General features: G+C 66.9%; 20 protein-coding genes. 8 read left to right on the top strand and 12 right to left on the bottom strand.

Translation table 11 applies throughout. The features are described from left to right. Nucleotides 1-35 precede the first annotated feature (35 nt). The 4 genes from QP457_RS16960 to aspS all read right to left on the bottom strand — a co-directional run bounded on the left by QP457_RS16960 (nucleotide 36) and on the right by aspS (nucleotide 3,406). Complete coding sequence (locus tag QP457_RS16960; protein ID WP_089236565.1) at nucleotides 36-668, bottom strand: alpha/beta fold hydrolase; 633 nt, start codon at nucleotides 666-668, stop codon at nucleotides 36-38. A gap of 77 nt (nucleotides 669-745) precedes the next feature. Further along, nucleotides 746-1,267, bottom strand: coding sequence for a GNAT family N-acetyltransferase (locus QP457_RS16965; protein ID WP_205406266.1), 522 nt, complete (start codon nucleotides 1,265-1,267; stop codon nucleotides 746-748). Between the two features lie 32 nt (nucleotides 1,268-1,299). Continuing rightward, on the bottom strand, nucleotides 1,300-1,638 hold the full coding sequence (locus QP457_RS16970) for a DNA primase (RefSeq protein WP_205406265.1): 339 nt from the start codon (nucleotides 1,636-1,638) through the stop codon (nucleotides 1,300-1,302). A gap of 16 nt (nucleotides 1,639-1,654) precedes the next feature. Then, a complete protein-coding gene (gene aspS / locus QP457_RS16975) occupies nucleotides 1,655-3,406 on the bottom strand; it encodes an aspartate--tRNA ligase (RefSeq protein WP_205406264.1) in 1,752 nt (583 codons plus the stop codon). A 160-nt stretch (nucleotides 3,407-3,566) separates the two neighbouring features. Here aspS and QP457_RS16980 point away from each other — a divergent pair, with 160 nt between their 5' ends. After that, nucleotides 3,567-4,319 carry a DUF3011 domain-containing protein gene (locus tag QP457_RS16980; RefSeq protein WP_180165686.1) on the top strand — a complete coding sequence of 251 codons (753 nt, stop codon included), beginning with the start codon at nucleotides 3,567-3,569 and terminating at the stop codon, nucleotides 4,317-4,319. A gap of 112 nt (nucleotides 4,320-4,431) precedes the next feature. Here the strand turns inward: QP457_RS16980 and QP457_RS16985 are convergent, their stop codons facing one another. From QP457_RS16985 to blaL2, 3 genes are all read right to left on the bottom strand, one after another. Next, nucleotides 4,432-5,073, bottom strand: coding sequence for a hypothetical protein (locus tag QP457_RS16985; protein ID WP_205406263.1), 642 nt, complete (start codon nucleotides 5,071-5,073; stop codon nucleotides 4,432-4,434). Between the two features lie 56 nt (nucleotides 5,074-5,129). Continuing rightward, nucleotides 5,130-6,344 carry a cation:proton antiporter gene (locus QP457_RS16990; protein WP_100553355.1) on the bottom strand — a complete coding sequence of 405 codons (1,215 nt, stop codon included), beginning with the start codon at nucleotides 6,342-6,344 and terminating at the stop codon, nucleotides 5,130-5,132. Nucleotides 6,345-6,461: 117 nt separating this feature from the next. After that, nucleotides 6,462-7,373 carry a L2 family extended-spectrum class A beta-lactamase gene (blaL2, locus tag QP457_RS16995; RefSeq protein ID WP_205406262.1) on the bottom strand — a complete coding sequence of 304 codons (912 nt, stop codon included), beginning with the start codon at nucleotides 7,371-7,373 and terminating at the stop codon, nucleotides 6,462-6,464. Nucleotides 7,374-7,548: 175 nt separating this feature from the next. On the opposite strand from blaL2, the gene ampR reads away from it, so the two are divergent. Continuing rightward, nucleotides 7,549-8,412, top strand: coding sequence for a LysR family transcriptional regulator AmpR (gene ampR, locus QP457_RS17000; RefSeq protein ID WP_100553357.1), 864 nt, complete (start codon nucleotides 7,549-7,551; stop codon nucleotides 8,410-8,412). 91 nt (nucleotides 8,413-8,503) lie between these two features. On the opposite strand, the gene QP457_RS17005 is transcribed toward ampR, so the two are convergent. Beyond that, nucleotides 8,504-10,369 (bottom strand): ABC-F family ATP-binding cassette domain-containing protein, encoded by a 1,866-nt coding sequence (locus QP457_RS17005; protein ID WP_191078226.1) that lies wholly within the window; start codon nucleotides 10,367-10,369, stop codon nucleotides 8,504-8,506. Between the two features lie 334 nt (nucleotides 10,370-10,703). Here QP457_RS17005 and QP457_RS17010 point away from each other — a divergent pair, with 334 nt between their 5' ends. After that, nucleotides 10,704-13,091: a TonB-dependent receptor gene (locus QP457_RS17010; protein ID WP_205407026.1), complete on the top strand. Its 2,388-nt coding sequence runs from the start codon at nucleotides 10,704-10,706 to the stop codon at nucleotides 13,089-13,091. 168 nt (nucleotides 13,092-13,259) lie between these two features. After that, nucleotides 13,260-14,960: a YbaL family putative K(+) efflux transporter gene (gene ybaL / locus QP457_RS17015; protein ID WP_099820893.1), complete on the top strand. Its 1,701-nt coding sequence runs from the start codon at nucleotides 13,260-13,262 to the stop codon at nucleotides 14,958-14,960. Between the two features lie 502 nt (nucleotides 14,961-15,462). Here ybaL and QP457_RS17020 read toward each other — a convergent pair. After that, nucleotides 15,463-16,749 (bottom strand): aminotransferase class V-fold PLP-dependent enzyme, encoded by a 1,287-nt coding sequence (locus QP457_RS17020; RefSeq protein WP_180165694.1) that lies wholly within the window; start codon nucleotides 16,747-16,749, stop codon nucleotides 15,463-15,465. Nucleotides 16,750-16,929: 180 nt separating this feature from the next. On the opposite strand from QP457_RS17020, the gene QP457_RS17025 reads away from it, so the two are divergent. The 3 genes from QP457_RS17025 (at nucleotide 16,930) to QP457_RS17035 (ending at nucleotide 19,892) form a co-directional block, all read left to right on the top strand. After that, on the top strand, nucleotides 16,930-17,664 hold the full coding sequence (locus QP457_RS17025; protein WP_205406008.1) for a response regulator transcription factor: 735 nt from the start codon (nucleotides 16,930-16,932) through the stop codon (nucleotides 17,662-17,664). Beyond that, entirely contained in the window at nucleotides 17,661-18,950 is a 1,290-nt protein-coding gene (locus QP457_RS17030) for an ATP-binding protein (protein ID WP_205406009.1), read from the top strand. The genes QP457_RS17025 and QP457_RS17030 overlap by 4 nt, the downstream gene beginning before the upstream one ends. Nucleotides 18,951-19,091: 141 nt before the next feature. Continuing rightward, nucleotides 19,092-19,892: a MipA/OmpV family protein gene (locus QP457_RS17035; RefSeq protein WP_180165700.1), complete on the top strand. Its 801-nt coding sequence runs from the start codon at nucleotides 19,092-19,094 to the stop codon at nucleotides 19,890-19,892. An 85-nt stretch (nucleotides 19,893-19,977) separates the two neighbouring features. Here QP457_RS17035 and clpB read toward each other — a convergent pair whose 3' ends face one another. Then, nucleotides 19,978-22,563 (bottom strand): ATP-dependent chaperone ClpB, encoded by a 2,586-nt coding sequence (gene clpB, locus QP457_RS17040; protein WP_180165702.1) that lies wholly within the window; start codon nucleotides 22,561-22,563, stop codon nucleotides 19,978-19,980. A gap of 194 nt (nucleotides 22,564-22,757) precedes the next feature. Then, nucleotides 22,758-23,573 carry a DUF3014 domain-containing protein gene (locus QP457_RS17045; RefSeq protein WP_205406010.1) on the bottom strand — a complete coding sequence of 272 codons (816 nt, stop codon included), beginning with the start codon at nucleotides 23,571-23,573 and terminating at the stop codon, nucleotides 22,758-22,760. A gap of 148 nt (nucleotides 23,574-23,721) precedes the next feature. Between QP457_RS17045 and QP457_RS17050 the strand changes: the two genes are divergently transcribed. Continuing rightward, a complete protein-coding gene (locus QP457_RS17050; RefSeq protein WP_205406011.1) occupies nucleotides 23,722-24,432 on the top strand; it encodes a glutathione S-transferase in 711 nt (236 codons plus the stop codon). 59 nt (nucleotides 24,433-24,491) lie between these two features. On the opposite strand, the gene QP457_RS17055 is transcribed toward QP457_RS17050, so the two are convergent. Then, on the bottom strand, nucleotides 24,492-26,099 hold the full coding sequence (locus QP457_RS17055; protein WP_205406012.1) for a hypothetical protein: 1,608 nt from the start codon (nucleotides 26,097-26,099) through the stop codon (nucleotides 24,492-24,494). Nucleotides 26,100-26,187: the final 88 nt, after the last annotated feature.

Consider the following 26,187-nt stretch of genomic DNA (forward strand, 5'->3'; position numbering starts at 1 on the left):
TGCCCGGCGAGTGCAGCGGCGCTGGGTGACGTCGCTCAGGCCGCAGCGGCGTCGCGGCCATGGTCGAACTGGCCATGGCGGAGGAAATGCGCGGTCTGTCGCGCGGCATCGGGCGACACCACCAGGCCGCTGTGGCTGGTGCGCACCACGCAGTGGTCGGACAGGCCCGGCAGGCGGGTCTCGGCCAGTGCCACGGTACCGTCGGAATCATCATCCAGCGCCCCGAGCAGGCTGCCCAGCCCATGTGGCACCGAGCCGGCGATCAGGCCGACCGCGGCCTTTCCCTGCCAGTCCGGCAGCCCGTCCAGCAGCAGTTCGCTGCTGCGGCCCAGGGCCAGGCCCCAACCATGTTCGGACAACGAGCGTGCGGTGCCACTGCCACGCAGTGGCGAACCCAGGCAGACCACGCGCTGCACGGGCAGCTGCGGCTGCCGGCGCAGGGCTTCCAGCGCCAGCAGGCCGCCAAGGCTGTGCCCGACCAGCGACAGCGGGCCTGCGTCTGCCAGCCGCTCCAGCAACTGCGGGACGGCCACATCGGGGCCGCCGAATACGGACGAGTAGCCAAAGGTATGGACCTGGAAGCCGCGCGCGCGCAGGCGCCAGGCCAGTGGCCCGACCCAGGCACGGGCATTCCAGATGCCATGCAACAACAGAACGGGGGGAGTCATGTGCAACAGCCTGGCGGTCAGCGGGGCGGAACTACGGTGATTGAACAGAAGCCAGGGGCAAGCGGCGGTGAACGGCTTCAGGCCGGATGCGGCAGACGGCGCAGGATGAACTCAAGATCGTTGGTATCACCCACCGGGAACAGGTACTCGCCGGCCTTTTCGAAACCATACCGGGCGTAGAAACGCTGGGCACCGAAGTTTTCCGACCACACACCCAGCCACAGCGTGCGCGGGCCGTCGCGTTCCAGCCAGGTCAGCGCGGTTTCCAGCAGGCGGCTGCCCCAGCCGCAACTCTGCTGCGTCTTGACCAGGTACAGGCGCTTGAGTTCGCCGTCACCGGGCTTCACGTCCGGATGCGGCAGCCCACAGAGGCCGGCGGCGGCGTGGCCGACCGCCTCCCCATCCAGCTCCAGCAGCCACACCGCGTAATCGGGGTGGCCCAGGATCGTGCGCTGGCGCTCGACCGTGTAGGACGCGTCGATGAAGTCCTGCAGGTCCTGCGGCGGATACAGATGGCCGAAGGTTTCGGTGAACGTGCGCGCGGCCAGCGCCGACAGGGTCGGCGCGTCGTCCACAGTGGCGCGGCGGATCGAATACATGGGTCGAGTTGACGCCAGGACAACGGTTCGGGTCAAGCCCGCTCCGCCGGTTCCTTTTCGTCCTCTTCTTCCTCTTCCTCTTCTTCGTATTCCTCGTCGTCCTCTTCTTCCTCGCCTTCTTCCTCTTCTTCGCCTTCCTCGTCCTCGTCGTACTCTTCCTCTTCGTCGTCTTCGTAATCCTCGACGCCGAAGTCTTCACCGTCCCAGCGACCTTCGCCGTCGGCGACGAAGGTCAGGGCCATGGCCGACGGGTTGGTACCGACGCGGACCAGCCAACCACCGAAGACACGTGCACGCTCGGTGACCAGGTTGGCCTCGGAGCCTTCATTGCCCAGCTTTTCCCACTCCAGCGAAAACGCAAACTCGGTCATTGCCTGGATCTCCTGATCAGTTTTTCTTGGGGCGAACCTGGATGTGCACTTCGGCCAGCTGCTCGTCGACGATCGGCGACGGCGCGTCGGTCATCAGATCCTGTGCACCGGTGGTCTTCGGGAACGGGATGACGTCGCGGATCGATTCGGTGCCGGCCATCAGCGCGGCGATACGGTCGATACCGAAGGCGATGCCACCGTGCGGCGGCGCGCCGTAGTTCAGCGCGTCGAGCAGGAAGCCGAACTTGGCACGGGCTTCTTCGGCACCGATGCCGAGCAGTTCGAACACCGCGCTCTGCATGTCGGGGCGGTGGATACGGATCGAACCGCCGCCGATTTCATTGCCGTTGAGCACCATGTCGTAGCCGCGCGAAACGGCCGTCTTGGCGTGCGCGCGCAGATCGGCGATGTCGTCCACGGCCGGCGCGGTGAAGGGGTGATGCAGGGCGACGTAGCGCTGTGCTTCCTCGTCCCACTCGAACATCGGGAAGTCGGTGACCCACAGCGGCGCCCAACCGTCGGCGACCAGGTTGAAGTCCTTGCCGGCCTTCAGGCGCAGCGCGCCCATGAAGTCGGACACCTTGTTGTAGCCGCCGGCACCGAAGAACACGATGTCGCCGTTGCCCGCGCCGACGTGCGCCACCAGCGCAGCGAAGCCTTCTTCGCTGAAGAACTTCTGGATCGGCGAGCTGATTTCACCGGTGTCGCTCACCTTGATGTACGCCAGGCCCTTCGCGCCGTACTTGGCGGCGTGCGCGGCGTACTCATCGATCTGCTTGCGCGACAGGCTGGCACCACCCGGGATGCGCAGCGCGGCGACGCGGCCATCGGCATCGTTGGCAGCCGCGGTGAACACCGGGAATTCGCTGGTCTTGACCAGTTCGGCCACGTCCACCAGTTCCAGCGCGATGCGCAGGTCCGGCTTGTCCGAACCGTAGCGACGCATCGCCTCGGCCCAGGTCATGCGCGGGAAGCTGGTGTCCAGCTCGACGTCGACCACTTCCTTGAAGATGCCGCGGATCATGTCTTCGACGAAATCCTGCACGTCGCGCTCGCGGACGAAGGCGAACTCCATGTCCAGCTGGGTGAATTCCAGCTGGCGATCGGCACGCAGGGCCTCGTCGCGGAAGCAGCGCGCGATCTGGTAGTAGCGGTCGAAGCCGGCCACCATCAGGATCTGCTTGAACAGCTGCGGGCTCTGCGGCAGGGCGTAGAACTCGCCGGGGTGCATGCGCGCCGGCACCAGGAAGTCGCGTGCGCCTTCCGGGGTGGCCTTGGTCAGGATCGGGGTTTCGATGTCCTGGAAGCCCTTTTCGTCCAGGTGGCGGCGCAGGGCCTGCACCAGCTTGATGCGGGTGCGCTGCATGCGCTGCATTTCCGGACGGCGCAGGTCCAGGTAGCGGTACTTCAGGCGGGTTTCTTCGCCCGGGTTCTCGTGGGCGTGGAACGGCAGCGGCGCGGCCTTGTTCAGCACGGTGATGGCAGTGGCGATCACTTCCACCTTGCCGGTGCGCAGCTTGTCGTTGACTGCGTGGCGGGCGCGCACGACGCCTTCCACCTGCAGCACGTCCTCATAGCCCAGGCTGGCGGCCACGGCGAACACTTCGGCGTTGTCGAGCTCCACCGTCACCTGCACGATGCCTTCATGATCGCGGAGATCGATGAAGCAGACGCCGCCCTGGTTACGGGCCACGTCGGTCCAGCCGGCGAGGGTGACAGTCTGGCCAATCAGGGTCTCATCGACCAGGCCGCAGAAGTGGGTACGCATGGGGGGAAAGCTCCGCTGGAGAACGCCGGCGCCTGATGGGGGCCGGAAAGCCTCTTATTCTGCGGCCGAGGCCCCGGCCGGGGCAAATGCAGACGGTCACGCGGGCTTGATCGCCCCGGTCCTTATAGTCGCGCACCTACTCCCGTATGGGGATGTCGCCATGAAACCGCAGTCCCTGGCCAGCCTGGCCGTGATCCTGGGTACCTTTACCGCGCTCGCCCTGCCCTCCGCCCCTGCCGCCGCGCAGGACGGGGTGGTTCGCTGCGAGAGCCAGAACAACCGCGAACGTGTCTGCAACACCGGCTGGCGCGACGCGCAGCTGGTCCGCCAACTGTCCGGCTCGGCCTGCGTGGAGGGCCGCACCTGGGGCACCCGCAATGGCAGCATCTGGGTCAACAACGGCTGCCGCGCCGAATTCACCCAGGGCCGCGGTGGCTGGGGGGGCGGCAACGGTGGCGGTTGGGGCGGCGGCAACGGCAACGGCGGCACCGTGCGCTGCGAAAGCCAGGACAACCGCGAACGCAGCTGCCCGGTCGGCTGGCGCAACGCGCGCGTGGTCCGGCAGATATCCGGTACCCAATGCGTGGAGGGCCAGAACTGGGGCGTGCGCAACGGCGCCATCTGGGTCAACCGCGGCTGCCGCGCCGAGTTCGCCGAAGCCCGCGGCGGCTGGGGCGGCGGCAATGGTGGGGGCAATGGCGGCGGCTGGGGGGGCGGCAACAGCAACTACACCGTGACCTGCAGCAGCAACAACAACCGCCAGCAGAGCTGCAACTGGGATGAACGCCAGGGCCGGCCGGTGCTGCAGCAGCAGCTGTCCGGCAGTGCCTGCCAGGAAGGCCGGACCTGGGGTTACTCGCGCGGCAACGTGTGGGTCAGCAACGGCTGCCGGGCGCGCTTCGGCACGCGTTGAGGGGTAGCGCCGGGCCATGCCCGGCGAGCGCAGCGGCAGGATCTCCGCTTGAAAGCCGCCGGGCATGGCCCGGCGCTACCGGGCTGTCCGCGGCAGCATGCCAGGGCGCCGATCAGGGTGCCGGCGAAGCCTGATCCCCCCAGGGGGCGGGCGGCAGTGCGACCGGCTTGCTGAGGTCGAACTGGACCCGGAATCGACGGCCCTCCGGACGGGTCAGCTCGTAGACGAAGCGCTGGTCCGGCTCGATCTCCATCGCCCACGTGTTGTGGGTCGAGGCCAGCATGTCGGCACGACGGAACATCGCCACCGATTCGCCATCGGCAGGGAACTGCTGGCGTTCGGCGGTACCCGGCGGCTTGCTGTCGCCCCCGTACAGGGTGATCGCATCGGGGCTGCCATCAGCGTGGCGGTGGTCGTGCTTCAGGCGCAGCCCATGCTCGGTGCGGGTCAATACCCAGGTGCGCGAATGGTCATCGCCCACGTGGAACGGGATGCGCAGCTCATGCCCCGGGTCGGCACAGCCACGCACATGCATCACCAGTTTCTGCCCGGCAAAGGGATCGTTGCCGGTGGGCGCCGGCGTGTCTTCCACCACCTTGCCCTCGTAGGCCTGGCCGCAATGGGCTGCGATGGCGGCCATGAAGGCGTCGGCTGGTGCGGTCGCCAGATCGTGGTTGACCGTATGCGATGGCTGCGAGCAGGCGGCGAGGCCGAGCAGGGCGATGGCGGAAGCAACAGCGGCGATCGGTTTCATGCCCCAACCCTAACGGCCATGGCCGATGCGCGCAAACCGCACTCCCTGGATCTGCCTCAGCGCTCGGCTGCAGGGGCGGCCGCAACCACTTCGGTCGCCGCCACCGGCGCATCTTCGCCCTGCCCTGCCGGCTCCTGCTCGACCGGGTCGACATCGAACGGCGTGCGGAACACCAGCGAGGGCAACAGCGTGGTCAATGCGGCGTACAGCAGCAACGCGCCGAACAGCACCGCCGGAATCTGGAAGCGATCGCGCATGATCGCGGCCAGCACCAGGGTGAAGATCAATGTCGGTGCCAGCGCCAGCGACACACGCAGGCTGCTGCGGAAGCTCTCGCCGAACATCACGCGGCGCTGCAGCCAGACCACCGCGATGCGCAGCGGCAGCACCACCAGGGTGATGACGATGCCCAGCCCCAGCGCTTCCCAGCTCAGCGCTTCGCTGGGCACCTTGGTGCCGGCGTTGAAGAAATAGAACGGTACGAAGAACGAGGCGAACAGACGCAGCGCATGCAGGTTTTCGTGCGAGGCCAGCAGCGGCATGCGCTGGTGCAGCAGGCGCGCGACCAGGCCGGCGATGAAGGCGCCGACCAGGTAGTACACGCCCAGCAGGTAGGTGATGTACGCCGCCACCATGCCGACCATCACCAGCAGCGAGAATTCCGAGCCCGGCGCGTGCGGTGCGACCCAGCGACCGAGCGCGATGAACACCAGCGGCAGGCCGACCATCATCGCCAGCAGCGCCGTGCTGGACAGCGCCATGTGCGCCGGATCCCCCGCCTGCAGCACGATGAACAACGCCGCCAGGGCCAGCAGCTCACCGGCAATGGCCTTGCTGGTGACCCAGAACCGTTCGTCCTCGCTCAGCCCCAGCCGCGACAGCGAATCCATGATGAAGCCGGTGGACGGGGTCAGCAGCGCCAGCGCGAGCAGCCCTGCCGCCTGCCATGGCAGACCGGCGTAACGCCAGGCCAGCCAACCGACGCCGAACAGGGTCGCACTGCGGATGAGCAGATGCGCCAGCAGCGGCCACATGCCGCGGCGCAGGGCCTGCAGGTCCACTTCCAGGCCGGCAAACAGGAACAACGAAGAAATGCCCAGCGTGGCCAGCAGCCCGATGACCGCATCGTGCGCCTGGTCGCCCAGCCAGAGCATGCCGATGATGCCGAACAGCAGGCAGGTCAGGGGCGCGGGCAGGCTGAACCGCTGCAGCGCGCGCGGGATCACCAGCAGCGCGAAGATCAGCAGCAGGTAGACCAGTTCATGACTCATCGGCGACTTCCATGTGGATCGAACGCGCGCAGGATGCACGCCTGCGCGCGGCGGGACAAGTAGAACATTGCTGAAAATCAGCCCCTGCCCTGCCACATCCATGCACAGCTGCTGCGCTCAGCCGATCAGCCCATCGGCGATGCGACCGACCTGCGCAAGCACAGCCGCGCGCTGTTCGAAGCTGATCGCGCCCGCCTGCAGATAGGCCGTGACGATCCAGGGCGAACCACCCTGCACCGGCCACAACACGGCGATGTCGTTGCGGGCGTCTTCACCATTGCTGCCGGTCTTGTCGCCCACCCGCCAGCGTTTGCCCAGGCCTGCACGAAGGCAGGCATCACCGGTTTCGTTGTCGATCAGCCAGTCGGCCAGCTGCTGGCGTGAGGCCGGCTTGAGTGCATCGCCCAGCACCAGCCGCTGCAGCGTCGCAGCAATGGCTGCCGGGGTGGTGGTGTCGCGCGGATCGTCGATGGCGAAGCTGTTCAGTTCCGGCTCCAGGCGATCGCTGCGGGTGATCGTATCGCCGGTGGCGCGCAGGAACGCGGTCACTGCCGGCGGCCCACCGATCGCCGCGAACAACAGATTGGCGGCGGTGTTGTCGCTGGTGATCAACGTAGCCCTGCACAGGTCACGCACGGTCAGGTCCTTGCCGACGTGACGGCGGGTGACCGGCGCGTGCTCGAGGATGTCCTGCACCCGCACCGGCAGGCGCTGGTCCAGCAGGGCCGGATCGCGCTCGGCCTGCTTGAGCACCGTGGCAGTCAGCACGCTCTTGAAGGTGCTGCAGAGCGGGAAGCGCTCGTCCTGGCGATGGCCGAGGCGACGCCCCCTGCCGGTGTCGAGCAGGGTCACGCCGAGTCGACCGCTGCACGCCTTTTCCAGCGCGGCGAAATCGCTGGCGGCGGCGATGGCGGCAGGGGTTGGCGCGGCGGCCATGGTTGTTGTGGCGGCACGGGCGAGCAGCGGTGCGGCGAGCGCGGAAGCGGCGGCAGCGCCACTGAACTGCAGGAATCGGCGACGAGCGAGCATTCGGGTTCTCCTGGGCGAATTCCGATTATCGGAGGCCATCAACGCTGGCTACCAGCGCGGATTTTCAGGAGGAGGCATTAGGTTTATTCATGCATGACGCAGACATCTTGCGGCTATTTCAAAGCCACCCGCCAACCAGATACGATCAGCCATCATTCCGGCTCACGGCTCGCGCATGCTTCACCCCACTCTGCCGCTGAATGCGCTGCGCGCCTTCGAAGCCGCTGCCCGGCACCAGAACTTCACCCGGGCTGCTCTGGAACTCTGTGTCAGCCAGGCAGCGCTGAGCCACCAGATACGCGGGCTGGAAGACCGTCTGGGCGTCCGCCTGTTCCATCGCCTGCCCCGCGGCGTGGCACTGACCGAGGAAGGAGCAGCGCTGTACCCGGTGCTGAATGAATCCTTCGAACGCATTTCAGCAAGCATCGCCCGCTACACCGGCGGCCCGGCACGGGAAGTGCTGACGATCGGCGTGGTCGGTACCTTCGCCACCGGCTGGCTGCTGCCGCGGCTGGCCGCGTTCGACGCCGCGCACCCGGATATCGAGCTGCGGCTGCAGACCCACAACAACCGCATCGATCTGGCCGGGGAAGGCCTGGACCTGGCGATCCGTTTCGGTGATGGCGACTGGCAGGGGCAGACCTGCACGGCGATCCTGGACGCGCCGTTCGCACCCTTGTGTGCACCGGCGCTGGCACGGCGGCTGAAGCATCCGCGCGACCTGGCGACCTTGCCGCTGCTGCGTTCGTACCGCAGCGACGAATGGCCACGGTGGCTGCAGATGGCCGGAGCCAACGGCGTGGAAGCACGCGGTCCGGTGTTCGATTCGTCGTTGACGCTGGCCGTGGCTGCCGCTGGTGGCGCAGGCGTGGCCTTGCTGCCATTGCGCATGTTCGAGGCGGACCTGGCCGAGGGCCGGCTGCTGCAACCGTTTGCTACCACGCTGGAACTGGGCCGCTACTGGCTGACCCGGCTGCGCTCACGCGCAGAGCGGGAACCGGCCAAGCGGTTCCGCGAATGGCTGCAGGCGCAGGGATGAAACACGTGCGCCGCGGGTAGCGCCGGGCCATGCCCGGCGAGCGCAGCGGATGGGAAAAGCCGCCGGGCATGGCCCGGCGCTACCGATGGAATCAGGATTCCAGCAGTTCCATCCAGGCCGCTTCGGCCTTTTCCAGCTGCGCGGCGGTGGCTTCGCGGTCGCGGCCGAGCACCGCCATGCGCGTGGCATCGGCATAGTTGCTCGAGTCAGCAAGCTGCCGGTCCAGTTCGGCCAGCACGCCTTCCAGCTCGGCGACCTTGGCTTCGGCACTGGCCAGTTTGTGCGGGTTGACCGGCTTCTTCTGCACCATCTGCGCGACCGGTGCGGTCTTGACCACCACCGGCTCCTCCACCTGCTCCATGCGTACCTTGGTGCCCTGCGCCTGCGGGCGCGTGCGCAGCCAGGCAGCGTACGCGTCGAGGTCGCCGTCGAACGGTTCGACCACGCCATCGGCCACGCGCCAGAAGGTGTCGCAGACCAGGCCGATCAGATGGCGATCATGCGAGACCATCACGATTGCGCCGTCGAAATCGGCCAGGGCTTCGGCCAGCGCTTCGCGCATTTCCAGGTCAAGGTGGTTGGTCGGTTCGTCCAGCAGCAGCACGTTCGGCTGCTGGTAGGCGATCAGCGCCAACGCCAGGCGCGCGCGCTCGCCACCGGAGAAGCCGTCCACCGGTTCAAAGGCACGGTCGCCCGGGAAATTCCACTTGCCGAGGAAGTCGCGGAACGACTGGTTCGGTGCATCCGGGGCCAGGTCGCGGAAGTGCTCCATCGGCGACTGGCCTTCATGCAGCGACTCGACCGTGTGCTGGGCGAAGTAGCCGATGCGCAGGTCCGGATGCGCGGCGCGCTCGCCGGCGATCGGTGCCAGTTCGCCCACCAGGGTCTTCACCAGCGTTGTCTTACCGGCGCCGTTGGGGCCCAGCAGACCGATGCGCTGGCCCGCTTCCAGGCCGAAACCCACGTTGTGCAGGATCACCGAGTCGCTGCCGTAGCCGGCCTCGACGTGGTTCAGGCGGATCAGCGAGAACGGCAGCTTGGCCGGCGGCGCGAACTCGATGCGGAACTCGCGCTCGGCGCGCACTGCTTCGGTACCGGCCAGCTTGGCCAGTCGCTTCATCCGGCTCTGTGCCTGCGCGGCCTTGCTGGCCTGGGCCTTGAAGCGGTCGATGAAGCTCTGCAGATGCGCGCGCTCGGCCTGTTCCTTCTCGTGCGCGATCTGCTGCTGGCGCAGCTGTTCGGCGCGCTGGCGCTCGAAGTCGGTGTAGCCGCCCGGGTAAAGCTTGGCGCCGCCACCGTGCAGGTGCAGGGTGTGGGTGGCCACGTTGTCGAGGAACTCGCGGTCATGCGAGATCAGCAGCAGCGTGCCCGGGTACTTCAGCAGCCACTGTTCCAGCCAGTACACCGCGTCCAGATCCAGGTGGTTGGTCGGTTCGTCGAGCAGCAGCAGGTCGCTGGGCATCATCAGCGCGCGGGCCAGGTTCAGGCGCACGCGCCAGCCGCCGGAGAACGAGGACACCGCGCGGTGGTGCGTTTCGGCCGGGAAACCCAGGCCATGCAGCAGCTTGCCGGCGCGCGCTTCGGCGTCGTAGGCGTTCAGCTCGGCCATGCGCGTATGCGCCTCGGCCACCGCTTCCCAGTCTTCGCGGGCGGTGGCTTCGGCCTCGGCAGCCAGCACGGCGGCCACTTCGATATCGCCGCCCAGCACGAAGCTCAGCGCCGGGTCCGGCAGCGACGGGGTTTCCTGGGCGACGCTGGCGATGCGGATCTTGCCGGGCAGGTCGACGTCACCCTTGTCGGCCTCCAGCTCGCCCTTCACCGCCGCGAACAGGCTGGACTTGCCAGCACCATTGCGGCCGACCACACCCACCCGGTAACCGGCGTGCAGCGTCAGGTCGACATTGGACAACAGCAGCCGCTCGCCGCGGCGCAAGGCGAAATTACGAAGCGAAATCATGGGGGGAGGCGTCCATATAACCGAATGGAATGTGCTGGTAAGCACTGTTCCTGCGACGCAATTCTAACGTTAACGAATACTTGACGCGCCCCGGGATGCGCGGCGGGCGACGTTCCTCTCTCCCACGTCCTGTCCGCGCGCCTCCCGGGCCCCCTCCCCCGTCACTGCCTGTCGCAGCTAAATGGTTGCTGCTGCAACGTTTTTTCTGATGACAGACATTTGACAGGCACTGAATATCCCGTTAATTCCTGTATTGCGCACCGCAACAACCGTCGTCCGCTCACCCCCGTGATGTCGATTCCGGTGCCATCCCGCCAACCGGAGCCCCCTCCCGATGACCCGCAAGACCAGCCTGATCGCCGCCGCAGTCGCTGTCGCACTCGGTGGTTCTCCGTTCGTTGCCGCCGCCCAGCAGGCCGGCACCGCCGCCAACACCCTGGATACGGTGATCGTCACCGGTACCCGCGTGGCAGACCGCACGGTCGCCGAATCGCAGTCGCCGATCGACATCATCACCCCCGAGATCCTGCAGTCCACCCGTACCGGTGAACTGGCCACCGCGCTGTCGCGCGCGCTGCCCTCGCTGAACTTCCCGCGCCCGGCACTGACCGACGGCACCAGCGGCGTGCGCCCTGCACAGCTGCGCGGCCTGTCGCCGGACCAGGTGCTGGTGCTGGTCAACGGCAAGCGCCGCCACACGTCGGCGATGATCAACGTCAACGGCAGCATCGGCCGTGGCTCGTCGGCAGTGGATATCAACGCGATTCCGATCGCCGCCATCGAGCGCGTCGAGGTGCTGCGTGACGGCGCCTCCGCACAGTACGGTTCGGATGCCATCGCCGGCGTCATCAACATCGTGCTGAAGGGCAGCGGCAGTGGCGGCAGCCTGGCCGTCGACTACGGCCAGTACTCGGCCGGCGACGGCAACAAGTACCAGCTGTCCGGCGATACTGGCGTGGAATTCGGCAACGGCCGTGGTCGCGTGCACGTAGCCGGCCAGATCAGCCAGCAGGACGAGAGCGACCGCGCCGGTCCCTACCGCGGCACCACGCCGAACACCGGCAACTTCCCCAGCGTTGGCCAGACCACCTTCATTGTCGGCGACCCGAAGGTCGACGCCACCGCTGCCTCGGTCAACGCCAGCTACGACTTCAGCGACCACGTGACCGGCTATGCCAGCGCGCTGCTCAGCAACCGCGACATCACCTCGTTCGCGTTCTACCGTTCGCGCAACCACAGTGGGCAGACCGCGCTGCTGGCGCAGACCTACCCGGACGGCTACGTGCCGCAGATCAACCAGTACTCCAAGGACCGCTCGCTGGTGGCCGGCGTCAAAGGCAACACCGACAACGGCTGGACCTGGGACCTGAGCCTGAACCACGGCGAGAACACCCTGGATTTCCACACCCGCAACAGCATCAACTACAGCCTGGGCGCCACCAGCCCGCGTTCGTTCTACGACGGCACGCTGAAGTACCAGCAGGACATCTTCAACGCCGACCTGACCAAGTCGCTGGACTGGGGCCTGGCCTATCCGGTCACGCTGTCCTTCGGCGGTGAGTACCGTCGCGAGAAGTGGGACCAGAACCCGGGCGAACTGAACTCCTACACCGGCACCGGTGCGCAGGGCTTCGGCGGCTTCACCCCGACCAACGAAGTGCACACCGACCGCCACAACTACGCGGTCTATGCGGGCCTGGAAGCGGACCTGACCGAGAAGTTCTCGGCCGGCATCACCGGCCGCTACGAGGATTACTCGGACTTCGGCGACCGCTTCTCCGGCAAGCTGTCGGCGCGCTACGCGTTCACCGACAAGGTCGCGCTGCGGGCAACCGCTTCCAGCGGCTTCCGCGCGCCTTCGCTGCCGCAGCAGGGCTACCAGGCGGTGACCAGCCAGTTCACCAACGGCGTATTCGTCGAACGCGGCACCTTCCCGACCACCAGCCAGGCCGCACAGGCGCTGGGCGCTTCGCCGCTGAAGGCCGAGACGTCCACCTCCTACAGCCTGGGCCTGGTACTGCAGCCGATCGACCGCCTGTACGTCACCGTCGATGCGTACCAGATCGACATCGACAACCGCATCGCGCTTTCGTCCAGCATCACCACCAACGCTGCATCCAGTGCGCTGCTGTCCGGGCTGGGCCTGCCGCAGGTCACCGCGTTCTCGTACTTCACCAATGGCCTGGACACCCGCACCCGTGGCGTCGACTTCGTGTCCAGCTACACCGTGCCGTTCAGCGCCAGCAGCCTGGAACTGACCGCGGCGTACAGCTACAACGACACCGAAGTGCAGCGCGTGGGCGGCACGCCGGCGGTGTTCGGCACGCTGGGCCTGACCCAGTCGCTGATCGGCCGCGATGAGATCGGCCGCATCGAAGACAGCTACCCGCACGACAAGACCATCCTCAGCGGCACCTGGCGCTCGGACCATTGGGAGCTGGGCCTGGCGGCAACCCGCTACGGCAAGTTCACCGTGCGCAACTCGGCCACGGCCGCGCGTGACCAGACCTACGGCGACAAGTGGGTGCTGGATGCTTCGGCCAGCTACAAGCCGAGTGCGAACTGGACGCTGACGGTGGGTGCCGACAACCTGCTGAACGAGTACCCGGACCGCACCGAGGATCTGCAGAACTCGACCTTCGGCATGCTGCCGTACAGCAACTACTCGCCGTTCGGCTTCAATGGCGCGTACGTGTACGGGCGGATCAAGTACAACTGGTAAGCGGTAGCGGGCGTGCCGGGCCCTGCCTGGTGGCTGCCCTGCTAGTGCCGGCCGCTGGCCGGCAACAACGCGTGGGCACCCGCAGGCCACGAATCATGGCCTGCGGGTTTGCCGTATCTGGCCGCATCGGTGAAAATCGGGGCATCCCCCCGATTTCTGCGAGAGCCGATGCACCATGACACCGACCTGATCAACATCGTTGCCGTTGGTCTCGGGCTCGCCTTCATCTTCGGCGCGCTGGCCAACAAGCTCCGCTTGTCTCCTCTGGTCGGTTACCTGGTTGCTGGCATCTGTGTAGGCCCGTTCACCCCCGGCTTCGTCGCCGACCAGGCCCTGGCCAACCAGCTGGCCGAACTGGGCGTGATGCTGCTGATGTTCGGCGTCGGCCTGCACTTCTCGCTGAAGGACCTGATGGCGGTCAAGGCCATCGCCATTCCCGGTGCCATCGGCCAGATCCTGGTCGCGACCCTGCTCGGCTGGGGCCTGGCGGCATTGATGGGTTGGCCGGTCATCCACGGCGTGGTGTTCGGTTTCGCGCTGGCCACGGCCAGTACCGTAGTGCTGCTGCGCGCGATGGAGGAGCGCCGCCTGCTGGAAACCCAGCGCGGCAAAATCGCAGTCGGCTGGCTGATCGTCGAAGACCTGGCCTGCGTGCTGGCACTGGTGATGATGCCGGTGATGGCCGGGGTGTTCGGGCCCGACGCGGCCAATGAACACCACACCATCGGCAGCGTGCTGGCCAGCATTGGCTGGACGTTCGTGCAGCTGGGCCTGTTCGTTGCAGTGATGCTGGTGGTCGGCCGCCGGGTCATTCCGTGGATCCTGGAGCGCATCGCCGGTACCGGCTCGCGCGAACTGTTCACCCTGTCGGTGCTGGCGATCGCGCTGGGCGTGGCGTTCGGTTCGGCGATGCTGTTCGGCGTGTCCTTCGCGCTGGGCGCGTTCTTCGCCGGCATGCTGCTCAACGAATCCGAACTCAGCCACAAGGCGGCCAGCGATTCACTGCCGCTGCGTGATGCATTCGCGGTGCTGTTCTTCGTTTCGGTGGGCATGCTGTTCAATCCCGGCATTCTGATCGAGCACCCGTGGCAGGTGCTGGCCACCGCCGGCATCATCATGTTCGGCAAGTCGGCGGCGGCGTTCTTCATCGTGCGCGCGTTCGGCCACCCGACCGGCACCGCATTGACGATCTCGGCCAGCCTGGCGCAGATCGGCGAGTTCGCCTTCATCATCGCCGGCCTCGGCGTGACCCTGAAGATCCTGCCGCCCACCGGCCAAGCGCTGGTGCTGGCCGGCGCGCTGATCTCGATCATGCTCAATCCGCTGGTGTTCGGTCTGCTCGACCGCTGGCTGCTGAAGCACCAGGAAACCACGCCTACGGCGGTGGAGACCGAGCTGCCGCCAGGACCGTCGCTGGACCTGCACGACCATGCCATCGTCATCGGCTACGGCCGCGTTGGCAGCGCGCTGGCACAGGTGCTGCGCGACCGTGGCGTGCCGGTGATGATCATCGACGACAACAAGGAACATGTTGCCGAAGCGCATGCGGCGGGCCTGCCCGGCATCCGCGGCAGCGCCGCGTCGGACAAGGTGCTGGCCGAGGCCCATCCCGAGCGCGCGAAGATCGCGGTGCTGGCGATCCCGCAGCCGCTGGAAGCCGGTGAGACCCTGGCCAAGCTGCGTGCGATCAACCCCAACCTGACCCTGCTGGCGCGCGCGCACAGCGATGCCGAAGTGAAGCATCTGCTTGAACACGGTGCCGACGGCACGGTGATGGCCGAGCGCGAGCTGGCCTACTCGCTGGCTGAAATGGTGATGGCGACTCCGCCGTATCGCAGTCTTGGGCAGCACAGCATTCCGGTGGTGTGAGGGGTGTGCGGCAGGGCTGCGCCCTGCACCCGCGGTAGTGCCGGCCGCTGGCCGGCAACCTAACAGCCGAAGCAACAGCAAAAGCGGGTTTCCTGTGGGTTGGCGGGGTGGGTCCGGTGGCGGGAGACGCCGTAAACCCGTCCATGGGGGCTTGGCCGCGGCATCCATGCCGCGGACACTCCCGCCACCGGACCCACCCCGCCTTCGACAGATCTCCGCGATCTGCCGGGATCGCATGGCCTGCTCTTGGTGGGTGTCGACCTTGGTCGACACGTCGATCGACGTCATGCGTGGATGCTTGTCGTCGGACTATTGGATTTCGATTGAGATTCATCCACGCATGGCGTGGATCTACCGGGGTGGGTTGCGCCTCAAAAAAATCCCCGGCCGACCCGCATCGGCCGGGGATGATATCGCCACGCCCTTGGAGAGCGTCTCTACCGTAGCGCGTTCCTACGGCGGTGGTGATCGCCTGTGGCGATGACAACCAAGCCGGCGGCTATCAGGCGTCGGCCAACGCCTGTTCCAGGTCAGCGCGCAGGTCGCCGATGTGCTCGATGCCGATCGACAGGCGCACGGTGTCCTCGCTGACCCCGGCCCTGGCGAGCTCGGCCGCATCCAGCTGGCGATGGGTGGTCGACGCTGGATGGGTGGCCAGCGACTTTGCATCCCCCAGGTTCACCAGCCGGGTGAACAGCTTCAGTGCATCAAGGAAACGCGCGCCGGCAACGCGCCCGCCGGGCAGGCCGAAGGTCAGCACGCCGGAGCCGTGGCCGCCCAGATAGCGCTGCGCCGCCGCGTGTTCGGGGTCGTCGGGCAACCCGGCATAACGCACCCACGCCACCTTCGGATGCGCGCGCAGGTACTCCGCCACGGCCAGCGCATTGGCATTGATCCGCTCCATGCGCAGGGCCAGGGTCTCGATGCCCTGCAGGATCAGGAAGGCATTGAACGGTGACAACGCTGCGCCGGTATTGCGCAACGGCACTACCCGCGCACGGCCGATGTAGGCCGCCGCGCCGAGCGCTTCGGTGTAGACCACACCGTGATAGCTCGGGTCGGGCTGGTTCAAGCGGGCAAAGCGTTGCGGCTGTGCCGTCCAGTCGAAACGGCCCGAATCGACGATCGCCCCGCCCAGACTGGTGCCGTGGCCGCCGAGGTACTTGGTCAGCGAGTGCACCACGATATCGGCGCCATGTTCGAACGGGCGCAGCAGGAACGGCGTGGCCACGGTGTTGTCGACGATCAGCGGCACGCCCGCCGCATGCGCGACCTCGGCGATGGCGGCGATGTCGGTGACGTTGCCGCGCGGGTTGCCGATCGATTCAACGAACACCGCCTTGGTGCGCTCGTCGATCAGGGCTGCGAACGCAGATGGGTCAGCCGGATCGGCAAAACGCGTCTGGATGCCGTACTGCGGCAGCGTGTGGGCCAGCAGATTGAGGCTGCCGCCATACAGCGCGCTGGCGGCAACGATGTTGTCGCCGGCCTCGGCAATGGTCTGGATCGCATAGGTGATCGCCGCCTGTCCGGAGGCCAGTGCCAACGCGCCGATGCCCCCTTCCAGCGCCGCCACGCGCTGCTCCAGCACATCGGTGGTGGGGTTCATGATGCGCGTATAGATGTTGCCCTGCACCTTCAGGTCGAACAGGTCCGCCCCGTGCTGGGTGTCATCGAATGCGTAGGCCACGGTCTGGTAGATCGGCACCGCCACCGCGCGGGTGGTCGGGTCGGGACGATAACCGCCGTGCACGGCCAGGGTTTCCAGTTGCCACTGCGGATCGCTCATTGCGCCAGGCTCCATCCGGGGAAACGCCCACCATAGGCCAGCCTTCGACCGCCACTGAGAGCCCCTGGCGATGACGCCAGTACCGGCGGTTATCAGGTTGCCCGGGATTCAGGCAGTCGTCATGGGCCATTGCTAGGGTTCGCCGCCGGGCCTTTCGCCCCGGACAAGGACGCCCTACCGATGCAGCCCTCCCCGTGGACTCCCGCCACCGGCAACCCGACCCAGGTGCTGCTGGTCGAGGACGACCGCCGCCTGGCCGAGCTGGTCAGCGACTACCTGCGCGAACATGGATTTGCCGTGCAGCACGTACCGCGCGGCGACCTGGGCAGCGCGGCCTGTCGCCAGCACGCGCCGGAACTGGTGGTGCTGGACCTGATGCTGCCTGGCCTCGGTGGCATCGACGTGTGCCGGCAGATCCGCAGCTTTTCCGACGTGCCGATCCTGATGCTGACGGCGTGCGAGGACGATATCGAACAGGTGCTGGGCCTGGAGTCCGGCGCCGATGACTACGTGCACAAGCCGATCGAGCCGCGCCTGCTGCTGGCGCGCCTGCGCGCACTGCTGCGCCGTCGCCATGGCAGCGGCCCTGCGGGCGTGCCGTGCCGGCTGATGCATGGCGAACTGCTGATCGATCGCGTGCAACGCGAGGTTCACCTGCATGGGCAGCCGGTGGAACTGGGTACCACCGAATTCGAGATCCTCTGGCTGCTGGCCAGCCAGCCCGGGCAGATCCTCTCGCGCGACCAGATCCTGCAGGCGGCGCGCGGTATCGGTTTCGACGGCCTGGACCGCAGCGTGGATGTCTGCATCGGCAAGCTGCGCCGCAAGCTCGGCGACGACGCGCGCGAACCACGCCGTATCAAGACCGTGTGGGGCCGTGGCTACCAGTTCAATCCGTCGGCCTGGTCGGCGTGAAGCGCCTGTTCCTGTGGTTGTGGTTCGTTACCGGTGCCTGCCTGCTGGTGTCGGTGTTCAGCCTCAACCATCTGCTGGACCGCATCTACACGCCCCTGCAGGAACGTGTCTTCGCCGAACAGGTGCGCGGCCAGGTGTATGCACTGCGCAGCGGACTGGCCGGCCTGGACCGCCCGCAGCAACAGCAGCGCGTGGCGCAATGGCAACCGCACTACGGCATTGCACTGTCACTGCTGGATGCGCCGCCGGCACTGGATGACGAAGAGCGCAGCGCCCTGCGCGGTGATGGCTTCATCGTTCGTGAGCGCTACCAGCAGGTCCTGCTGCCCATCGAGGGGGCTGACGGACGCTGGCTGCAACTGCGCTTTCCCGGCGAAGTGCAGATGACCCTGTACATGACCATCGCCGCGTACCTGTGCATCCTGCTGCTGGTTGGCGCCTGCCTCTATGCCTGGGTACGCCTGTTGTGGCGCGACTTGGAGGCGCTGCGGGGTCATGCAGACCGCATCGGTGCCGGCGATCTGCAGGCCCGTGCGCAGGTATCGCCGCGCTCGCAGATCCGGGTCATCGTCGAGCATTCCAACCGCATGGCAGCGCGCGTGGCCGAACTGGTGCAACGACAGCGCGACCTTACCCACGCCATTTCCCACGAGCTGCGCACGCCGATCGCACGCCTGGCCTTCGGCCTGGACCTGATGCAGGACAGCAACGATCCGGCGCGGCGGGCACACCTCGCTACCGGCCTGCATGGCGATCTGGCCGAGCTCAACCGGTTGGTCAGCGAGCTGCTGGCGTACGAGCGGCTGGAGCATCCCAACGATGCCGAGCCCATGCAGCGGATCGAAGCGAACGATTGGCTGCAGGCCTGCATGGAGGACGCGCGGCGCGATGCCGAGCGCGCGGGACTGGTGCTGCAGGTGTGGCCCAGTGCGCTGCCACGCGTGGATGCCGAGCCGCGCCTGCTGCAGCTGGCCCTGAGCAACCTGGTCGGCAACGCGATGCGCTATGCACGCACCCGCGTGGAGGTGTCACTGGTCAGCGTGGCCGGCAAGGCCTGCCTGCGCGTGGATGACGATGGCCCCGGCATCGCCGAAGGTGATCGCGAAAAGGTGCTGCGCCCGTTCACCCGCCTGGATGACAGCCGCAGCCGCGATACCGGCGGCTTCGGCCTGGGCCTGGCCATCGCCGGGCGCATCGCGGTTCGGCACCACGGCGAACTCCGCGTGGGACGCGCGACCCTCGGTGGCGCGCGCCTGGAAATGCACTGGCCAATGGCTGCCAGCTGAACGGCGCAGGCCGCGCTTACAGTTGCTTACAACTCCCGCACAACTGCGGACGGATTGGTCGCCGGCGTCCCGCCACGCTGGCGACCCTGCAGCACGCGCCGGATGCGCGCGCTGTACTTCCTCCCAATGCAGAGAGTTGCCATGTCCCACCTTCGCCGTTTCCCCACCCTGCTCGGCCTGGCCCTGTTGCCCTTGTTGGCAACGTCCGCAGCGCATGCCAAGGATGACCAGTGGACCTTCGAGCTTGCTGCTGGCGGTGGTGTCGCCCCGCGTTACAGCGGCAGCGAGGAATTCCAGGCCGCACCGACGCTGTCCTTCGACGTGACCTCACCGGGCGGCTGGTTTCTGGGTACCAGCGGTGCGGGTTGGGGTACGGCGATCGGCGAACACACCCGCGTGCGTGCCTACGTCGGTGGCAGCGGCAGCCGCCGCGAGAAGAACTCGATCCTCGGCGGCTCGGACTTCCTGCGTGGCATGGGTGATATCGATACCCGGCCCCTGGTCGGCCTGGCGGCTGGCTATACGCTGGGTGAGGCGGTGCTGAGCGGTTCCTGGCAGTACACGCTGAAAGACGACGACAAGGGCGACAACGGCCTTGCGACCCAGCAGATCCATCTGAACCTGGAAATGCCGTTGTTCGATCTGGCCGGTGGCGTGGTCAGCGGCAGCGTATCCACCGACTACGGCAACCGCGGCTACATGCAGACCTGGTATGGCGTCAGCCCTGACCAGGCCGCTCGCACCGGTTTCGCCCAGCACAAGCCCAAGGCCGGTCTGGTCAGCGCCGGCCTGGGCATGAAATGGAGCCATCGCGCCGGTCGCAACGGCAACTGGTACATCGCTGTGGAAGGCACCCGACTGCTGGGCGATGCGGCCGACAGCCCGATCGTGCAGAAGGCAAACCAGTTCGGATTGATGACCGGGTATACGCACCGGTTCTGAGCATTGCCGGCAAGCGCCGGATGCGGCCGGTCGCTGCAACCGAAACGGGGCGCTGCACTCATGCAGCGCCCCGTTCGGCTCAGGCTCAGGCCTTGGCGAACACCAGATGGCCGCCGTCGTTGCCCACTTCGATGGTATCGCCGTTGACGAACGCACCGGACAGGATCTTCTGTGCCAGCGGGTTTTCCAGCTGTGCCTGGATCGCACGCTTCAACGGACGCGCACCGTAGACCGGATCGAAGCCAACGTTGCCGAGCAGATCGAACGCCGCATCGGACACCACCAGCTTCAGGCCACGCTCGGCCAAGCGCTTTTCCAGGCCACGCATCTGGATGCGCGCGATCTGCTTGATCTGCTGCTTGTCCAGCGGATGGAACACCACGATGTCGTCCAGCCGGTTGATGAACTCCGGACGGAAGTGCGCCTGCACCACGCCCATCACCGCCGCCTTCATCTGCGTGTAGGCCTCCGGCGTGTCATCGCCACTCATGTCCTGGATCTGGTGCGAACCCAGGTTGGAGGTCATCACGATGACGGTGTTGCGGAAGTCCACCGTGCGGCCCTGGCCGTCGGTCAGGCGACCGTCGTCCAGCACCTGCAGCAGGATGTTGAACACATCCGGATGCGCCTTCTCAACCTCGTCCAGCAGGATCAGCGAATACGGGCGACGGCGCACGGCCTCGGTGAGGTAACCACCCTCCTCGTAGCCCACGTAGCCCGGGGGCGCACCGATCAGGCGTGCAACGCTGTGCTTCTCCATGAACTCGCTCATGTCGATGCGGATCATCGCGTCGGCGCTGTCGAACAGGAACTCGGCCAGCGACTTGCACAGTTCGGTCTTGCCCACGCCGGTCGGGCCCAGGAACAGGAACGAGCCACCCGGTCGATTCGGATCAGACAAGCCAGCGCGCGAACGACGCACCGCGTCGGACACCACCTTGATTGCCTCTTCCTGGCCGACCACACGGTTGTGCAGCACCTCTTCCATGCGCAGCAGCTTGTCGCGCTCGCCTTCGAGCATCTTGTTGACCGGAATGCCGGTCCAACGCGAGACGACTTCGGCGATCTCCTCGTCGGTGACGCGGTCCTGCACCAGCTTGAAGTCGTGGTTCTCCACTTCCTGGGCGGCCGCCAGCTGCTTCTCCAGCTGCGGCAGCACGCCATACTGGATCTCGCTCATGCGGGCGAAATCCTGCCGGCGCTGCGCAGACTCCAGTTCGACCTTGGCCTGCTCGACCTGCTCCTTGATCTTCGTCGTGCCCTGCAGCGCGGCCTTCTCCGACTTCCAGACCTCGTTCAGATCGGAGAACTCGCGCTCCAGCGCATCGATATCGTTTTCCAGGTCAGCCAGGCGCTGCCGCGAGGCATCGTCCTTTTCCTTCTTCAGCATCTCGCGCTGGATCTTCAGCTGGATCAGGCGGCGTTCCAGCCGGTCCAGTTCTTCCGGCTTGGAGTCGATCTCCATGCGCAGGCGTGAAGCGGCCTCGTCCATCAGGTCGATGGCCTTGTCCGGCAGCTGGCGGTCGGTGATGTAGCGGTTGGACAGGGTGGCCGCAGCGACGATGGCCGGGTCGGTGATTTCCACGCCATGATGTACCGCGTACTTTTCCTTCAGGCCACGCAGGATCGCGATGGTGTCCTCCACCGTCGGCTCGCCCACGAACACCTTCTGGAAGCGGCGCTCCAGCGCGGCATCCTTCTCGATGTACTTGCGGTACTCGTCCAGCGTAGTCGCACCGACGCAGTGCAGTTCACCGCGTGCGAGCGCCGGCTTGAGCATGTTGCCGGCATCCATCGCACCATCGGCTTTGCCCGCGCCGACCATGGTGTGCAGCTCATCGATGAACAGGATGATCTGACCTTCGCTCTTGGCCAGGTCGTTGAGCACACCCTTCAGGCGCTCCTCGAATTCGCCGCGGAACTTCGCACCGGCGATCAGCGCGCCCATGTCCAGCGACAGCACGCGCTTGCCACGCAGGCCCTCGGGCACTTCGTCGTTGATGATGCGCTGGGCCAGGCCTTCGACGATGGCAGTCTTGCCCACACCGGGTTCGCCGATCAGCACCGGGTTGTTCTTGGTACGACGCTGCAGCACCTGGATGGTGCGGCGGATCTCCTCGTCACGGCCGATCACCGGGTCGAGCTTGCCGCTCTCGGCACGCGCGGTCAGGTCGATGGTGTACTTCTCCAGCGCCTGCCGCTGTTCCTCGGCGTTCTCCGACTGCACGTTCTCGCCGCCACGCAGCTTGTCGATGGCGGTCTGCAGGCGCGCCTTGTCGGCACCGGCAGCGCGCAGCGCCATGCCCAGCGTGCCGCCGTCTTCCAGCGCGGCCAGCACGAACCACTCGCTGGCGATGAAGGCATCGCCCTGCTGCTGTGCCAGCTTGTCGGTATGGTTGAGCAGGCGGTTGAGATCGTTGCCGATCGACAGGTTTCCGGCCTGGCCGGACACCTTCGGCAGTGCTTCAAGCGCCTCGTCCAGGCGCTCGCGCAGCACCGGCACGTTGACGCCGGCCTGGGCCAGCAACGGCCGCGTGCTGCCGCCCTGCTGGTCCAGCAGGGCACTGAAAACATGTACCGGTTCAATGATGCTGTTGTCGCGGCCTACCGCCAGCGACTGCGCGTCTGCCAGCGCCTGCTGGAAACGCGAGGTGAGCTTGTCCATGCGCATTGTGAAACCTCATCGGTCATCTTGGCCGGCCGCGCCGGCGATGCTGGAAAGATGCGGTTGCCCCACCCGGTTTCAAGGGTGGCTGCGACTGCATTCGAAGGCCAGTCAGCCTGCGGCCAGCATGCCGGACGGGGTGTGGTCGGCGCGTTGATCCGGATCACATCCGCACACTGCACACCCGCACACTGGAGGGGTCAACGGGTGATCGCGGCCCGGATCGCCCGCAGCTGCTGCTTGACCGCCCGCGCCTGCGCCGCGTCCATGCGCAGCAAGGCCTTCTGGCCGATCGAGCGCGATTGCAGGGTGGAATCGACGAAGCGGTAACGTCCGCGCTCATCGCGCTCAACCAGTGGCGCTTGAGCCAGCTCAGGGGTGTCCAGCAGATGATCAATGACTGACACCAAGCGATCATTGAAGTAGCCGTCGGGCCGGCCAAGATCGACATAGGCCTGCTGGATCAACGGATAGAAGCGCTTGTAGGCATCGGCCGCGGCCGCTGGGTCAATCGCAGCGAAGGACTTCACGTAGGGCGCATAGCGCGCCGCATTGGCCGCAGCGATGCGGTCCCCGCCCTCGCCCTGCTCCACCTGCAGACTGCCCGGCAGCGGCCGAGCGGCCAGCGCGGTAGGCGGCACACTGGCCTTGTCCAGGTTGTCGACCTGGGTAACCAGCCGCTGGATCAGGTGATCGCGCAGCAGAACGGTCAACGCACCCTCGCCCTTGAACAGCTGGCTCAATGCGCTCCAGGCAGCGGTATCGCTGTCAGCGAGCTTCGGCAGCGCCGGGTCAGCGGCAGCCTCGGCATCCAGCGGATGCCTGATCGGCGGTGGTGCGGGCTCTTCGACAGCAACAGGCTTCGGTGCGGCGCCTGCCGAGGTCGGCGCGGATTGCACCGGCACCGATACGCCATCTGCCAGGCCCTGCAACTGGTCGCGGAACAACCATGTGCCCGCGCCACCCACCACCACCACGCCCAGAACCCAGGGCCAGACCGCTTTTCCACTCTGCATGATGCAGTACCTCGCTTTTCACCTGCATGGACAAGGTGTGACTCCCCTCGTTCCGCTGGGTTCCCTCCCCGTTCCGCTGGCGTTGTGGTTCACGCCTGCTTTGCGCGGTACGCGCGACCCTGCTGTTCTTGTCTTGCGGAGAAGCCTCATGCAGTACGCGCTGTACTACTGGACCGGCATCCAGGGCCGTGGCGAATTCGTGCGGCTGGCGCTGGAAGATGCCGGCGCCGACTATGTCGACATGGCGCGGGTGCACGGCGACGCGGTGATGCAGCCGTTCCTGGACGGCCACAGCGAAGGTGCGCAACCTTTCGCGCCACCGTTCCTGAAGGCCGGGCGACAGGTCATCGCACAGGTCGCGGCCATTCTCGATTTCCTCGGCCCGACACTCGACCTGGTTCCGCAGGCCGCCTCGCGGCGCATGCAGGCGCTGCAGTGGCAGCTGACCATCGCCGATCTGGTGGCCGAGGTGCACGACACCCACCATCCGATCGCCGCGTCGAAGTACTACGAAGACCAGAAGACCGAAGCCAGGGCGCGTGCAGCAGCGATGCGCGGTGAGCGCCTGCCGAAGTTCCTCGGCTACTTCGAGCAGGTGCTGAAGGCCAATGGTGGTCGCCACCCACTGCGCGAACACTCCTACGTGGATCTGTCGCTGTTCCAGCTGCTGAGCGGGCTGGACTACATGTTTCCGCGCCGCATGCAGGCGCTGTGGCCCACGTTGCCGTTGCTGCGCGCGTTGAAGGATCGAGTGGAACAGCGGCCCGGCATTGCCGCCTATCTCGCTTCGGAGCGGCGGCTCGCCTTCAACACCAACGGCATCTTCCGGCATTACCCGGAACTGGATGACGGGAAGTAGCGCCGGGCCATGCCCGGCGGCAACGCAACCCAACGCCGGGCATGGCCCGGCGCTACCGGTCAATGGGCGTTTTCAGCCAGCGGCTTCACCGCCTGCTTCTGCAGTGACAGCAGCCCCAGCAGGATGGCCAAGGCCACATACGCGCCGGCGAACTGCCAGCTGATCACGCGGGCCAGGCCCTGCAGATCCCACGGCAGGTAGATGCCGCCGCGCGGATCCACCGAATGGATCAGGCCGAACAGGGTGAGCGCCGCCGCCACCAGCAGGAAGCCGCAGGCGCGGCGCAGGCGGCCATCGACCATCGCCGCGACGGTGGCGATCCACAGCATCGAGGTGATGATGAAGCCATTGCCCAGCGCGAAGATCACCGCCAACTCCGGCAGGCCGTGGCCATCGACGTGGGTGAGCAATGCCCCCATCTGCTCGGCCGGAATCCAGCCCGGCGCCTTGATCGCCAGCAGGTAGGCCGCCGACGGCAGGAAGCCCAGCACCATTGCACCAGCATGCTGGCGCGGCGTCGCCTGGAACGCCTGGGTGGTGATGTCGATCGACACGTACACGATGATCGGCGCCAGCACCGCCAGCGGCAGCCACTGCACCAGCCCGGAAATGATGCCGAGCATGCCGCCGATGCCAACGAACAGGCCGGTCAGCAGCGTGTAGCCGCTGCGCGCGCCCATGTGCTTGTAGGCCGGCTGACCGATGTACGGGGTGGTCTGCGCAACGCCGCCGCAGACGCCAGCCACCAGCGTGGCCACCGCTTCCACCAGCAGGATGTCGCGGGTGCGGTAGTCATCGCCGGCCGCGCGCGCGCTCTCGGAGACGTTGATGCCACCGACCACCATCAGCAGGCCGAACGGCAGCAGCAGCGGCAGGTAGGTCATCGCGGTCGGCAGGCCCTCGATGAAGCCCAGCGTCGGCAGCGGCAGTACCACCTGCGGCGGCACCCAGGCCGGAATCTGGAAACCGGGCACGCCCAGCCCGGCCAGGCCAAGCCCGTAATACAGGACGGTGCCGAACACGAACGCCAGCAGCACGCCCGGACCGCGCACCGGCAGCCTGCCCTTGGCGATCAGCACGTACAGCAGCAGGCCCAGCGTGGTGAAGCCGACCAGCGGCGAGCGCAGGGTTTCCAGCAGCGGCAGCAGGCCCATCAGCACCAGTGCGATGCCGGCGATGGAGCCCAGCAGCGCGGCACGCGGCAGCGCGCGGGTCACTGCTTCGCCGAAGAAGGACAGGATCAGCTTGAGCACGCCCATGATGACCAGCGAGGCCATGCCCAGCTGCCAAGTGGCGATGGCAGCGGCATGCGGGTCCAGGCCCTGCTGCTTGAAGGCCAGGAAGGCCGGGCCCAGCACCAGCAGTGCCATGCCGATGCTGGTCGGCGCATCCAGGCCCAGCGGCATGGCGGTGACGTCGTCGCGCCCGGTACGTGCGGCCAGGCGCCGTGCCATCAGGGTGTACAGCAGGTTGCCGACCAGCACGCCCAAGGCGGTGCCGGGGAACATGCGGCCGAAGACCACGTCGGCGGGGAACTGGAACATCCCGACCAGGGCCATGGCGATGAAGCCGAGGATGGAGAGATTGTCGACGACCAGGCCGAAGAAGCCGTTGAAGTCGCCAGCGACGAACCAGCGGCGCGGCGCGGTGGAAGCGGGAGCGGACATGGAAGGGGCGGTGGGGGTGGGGACCGCCGATGGTAGGCCCAGCGGGGCCGGCGCGCCAATTCCCGCGTGGAATGATGGGTTCCAGCCA

The sequence above is a fragment of the Stenotrophomonas sp. As-7 genome, assembly GCF_030291015.1.
Classification (GTDB): domain Bacteria; phylum Pseudomonadota; class Gammaproteobacteria; order Xanthomonadales; family Xanthomonadaceae; genus Stenotrophomonas; species Stenotrophomonas lactitubi.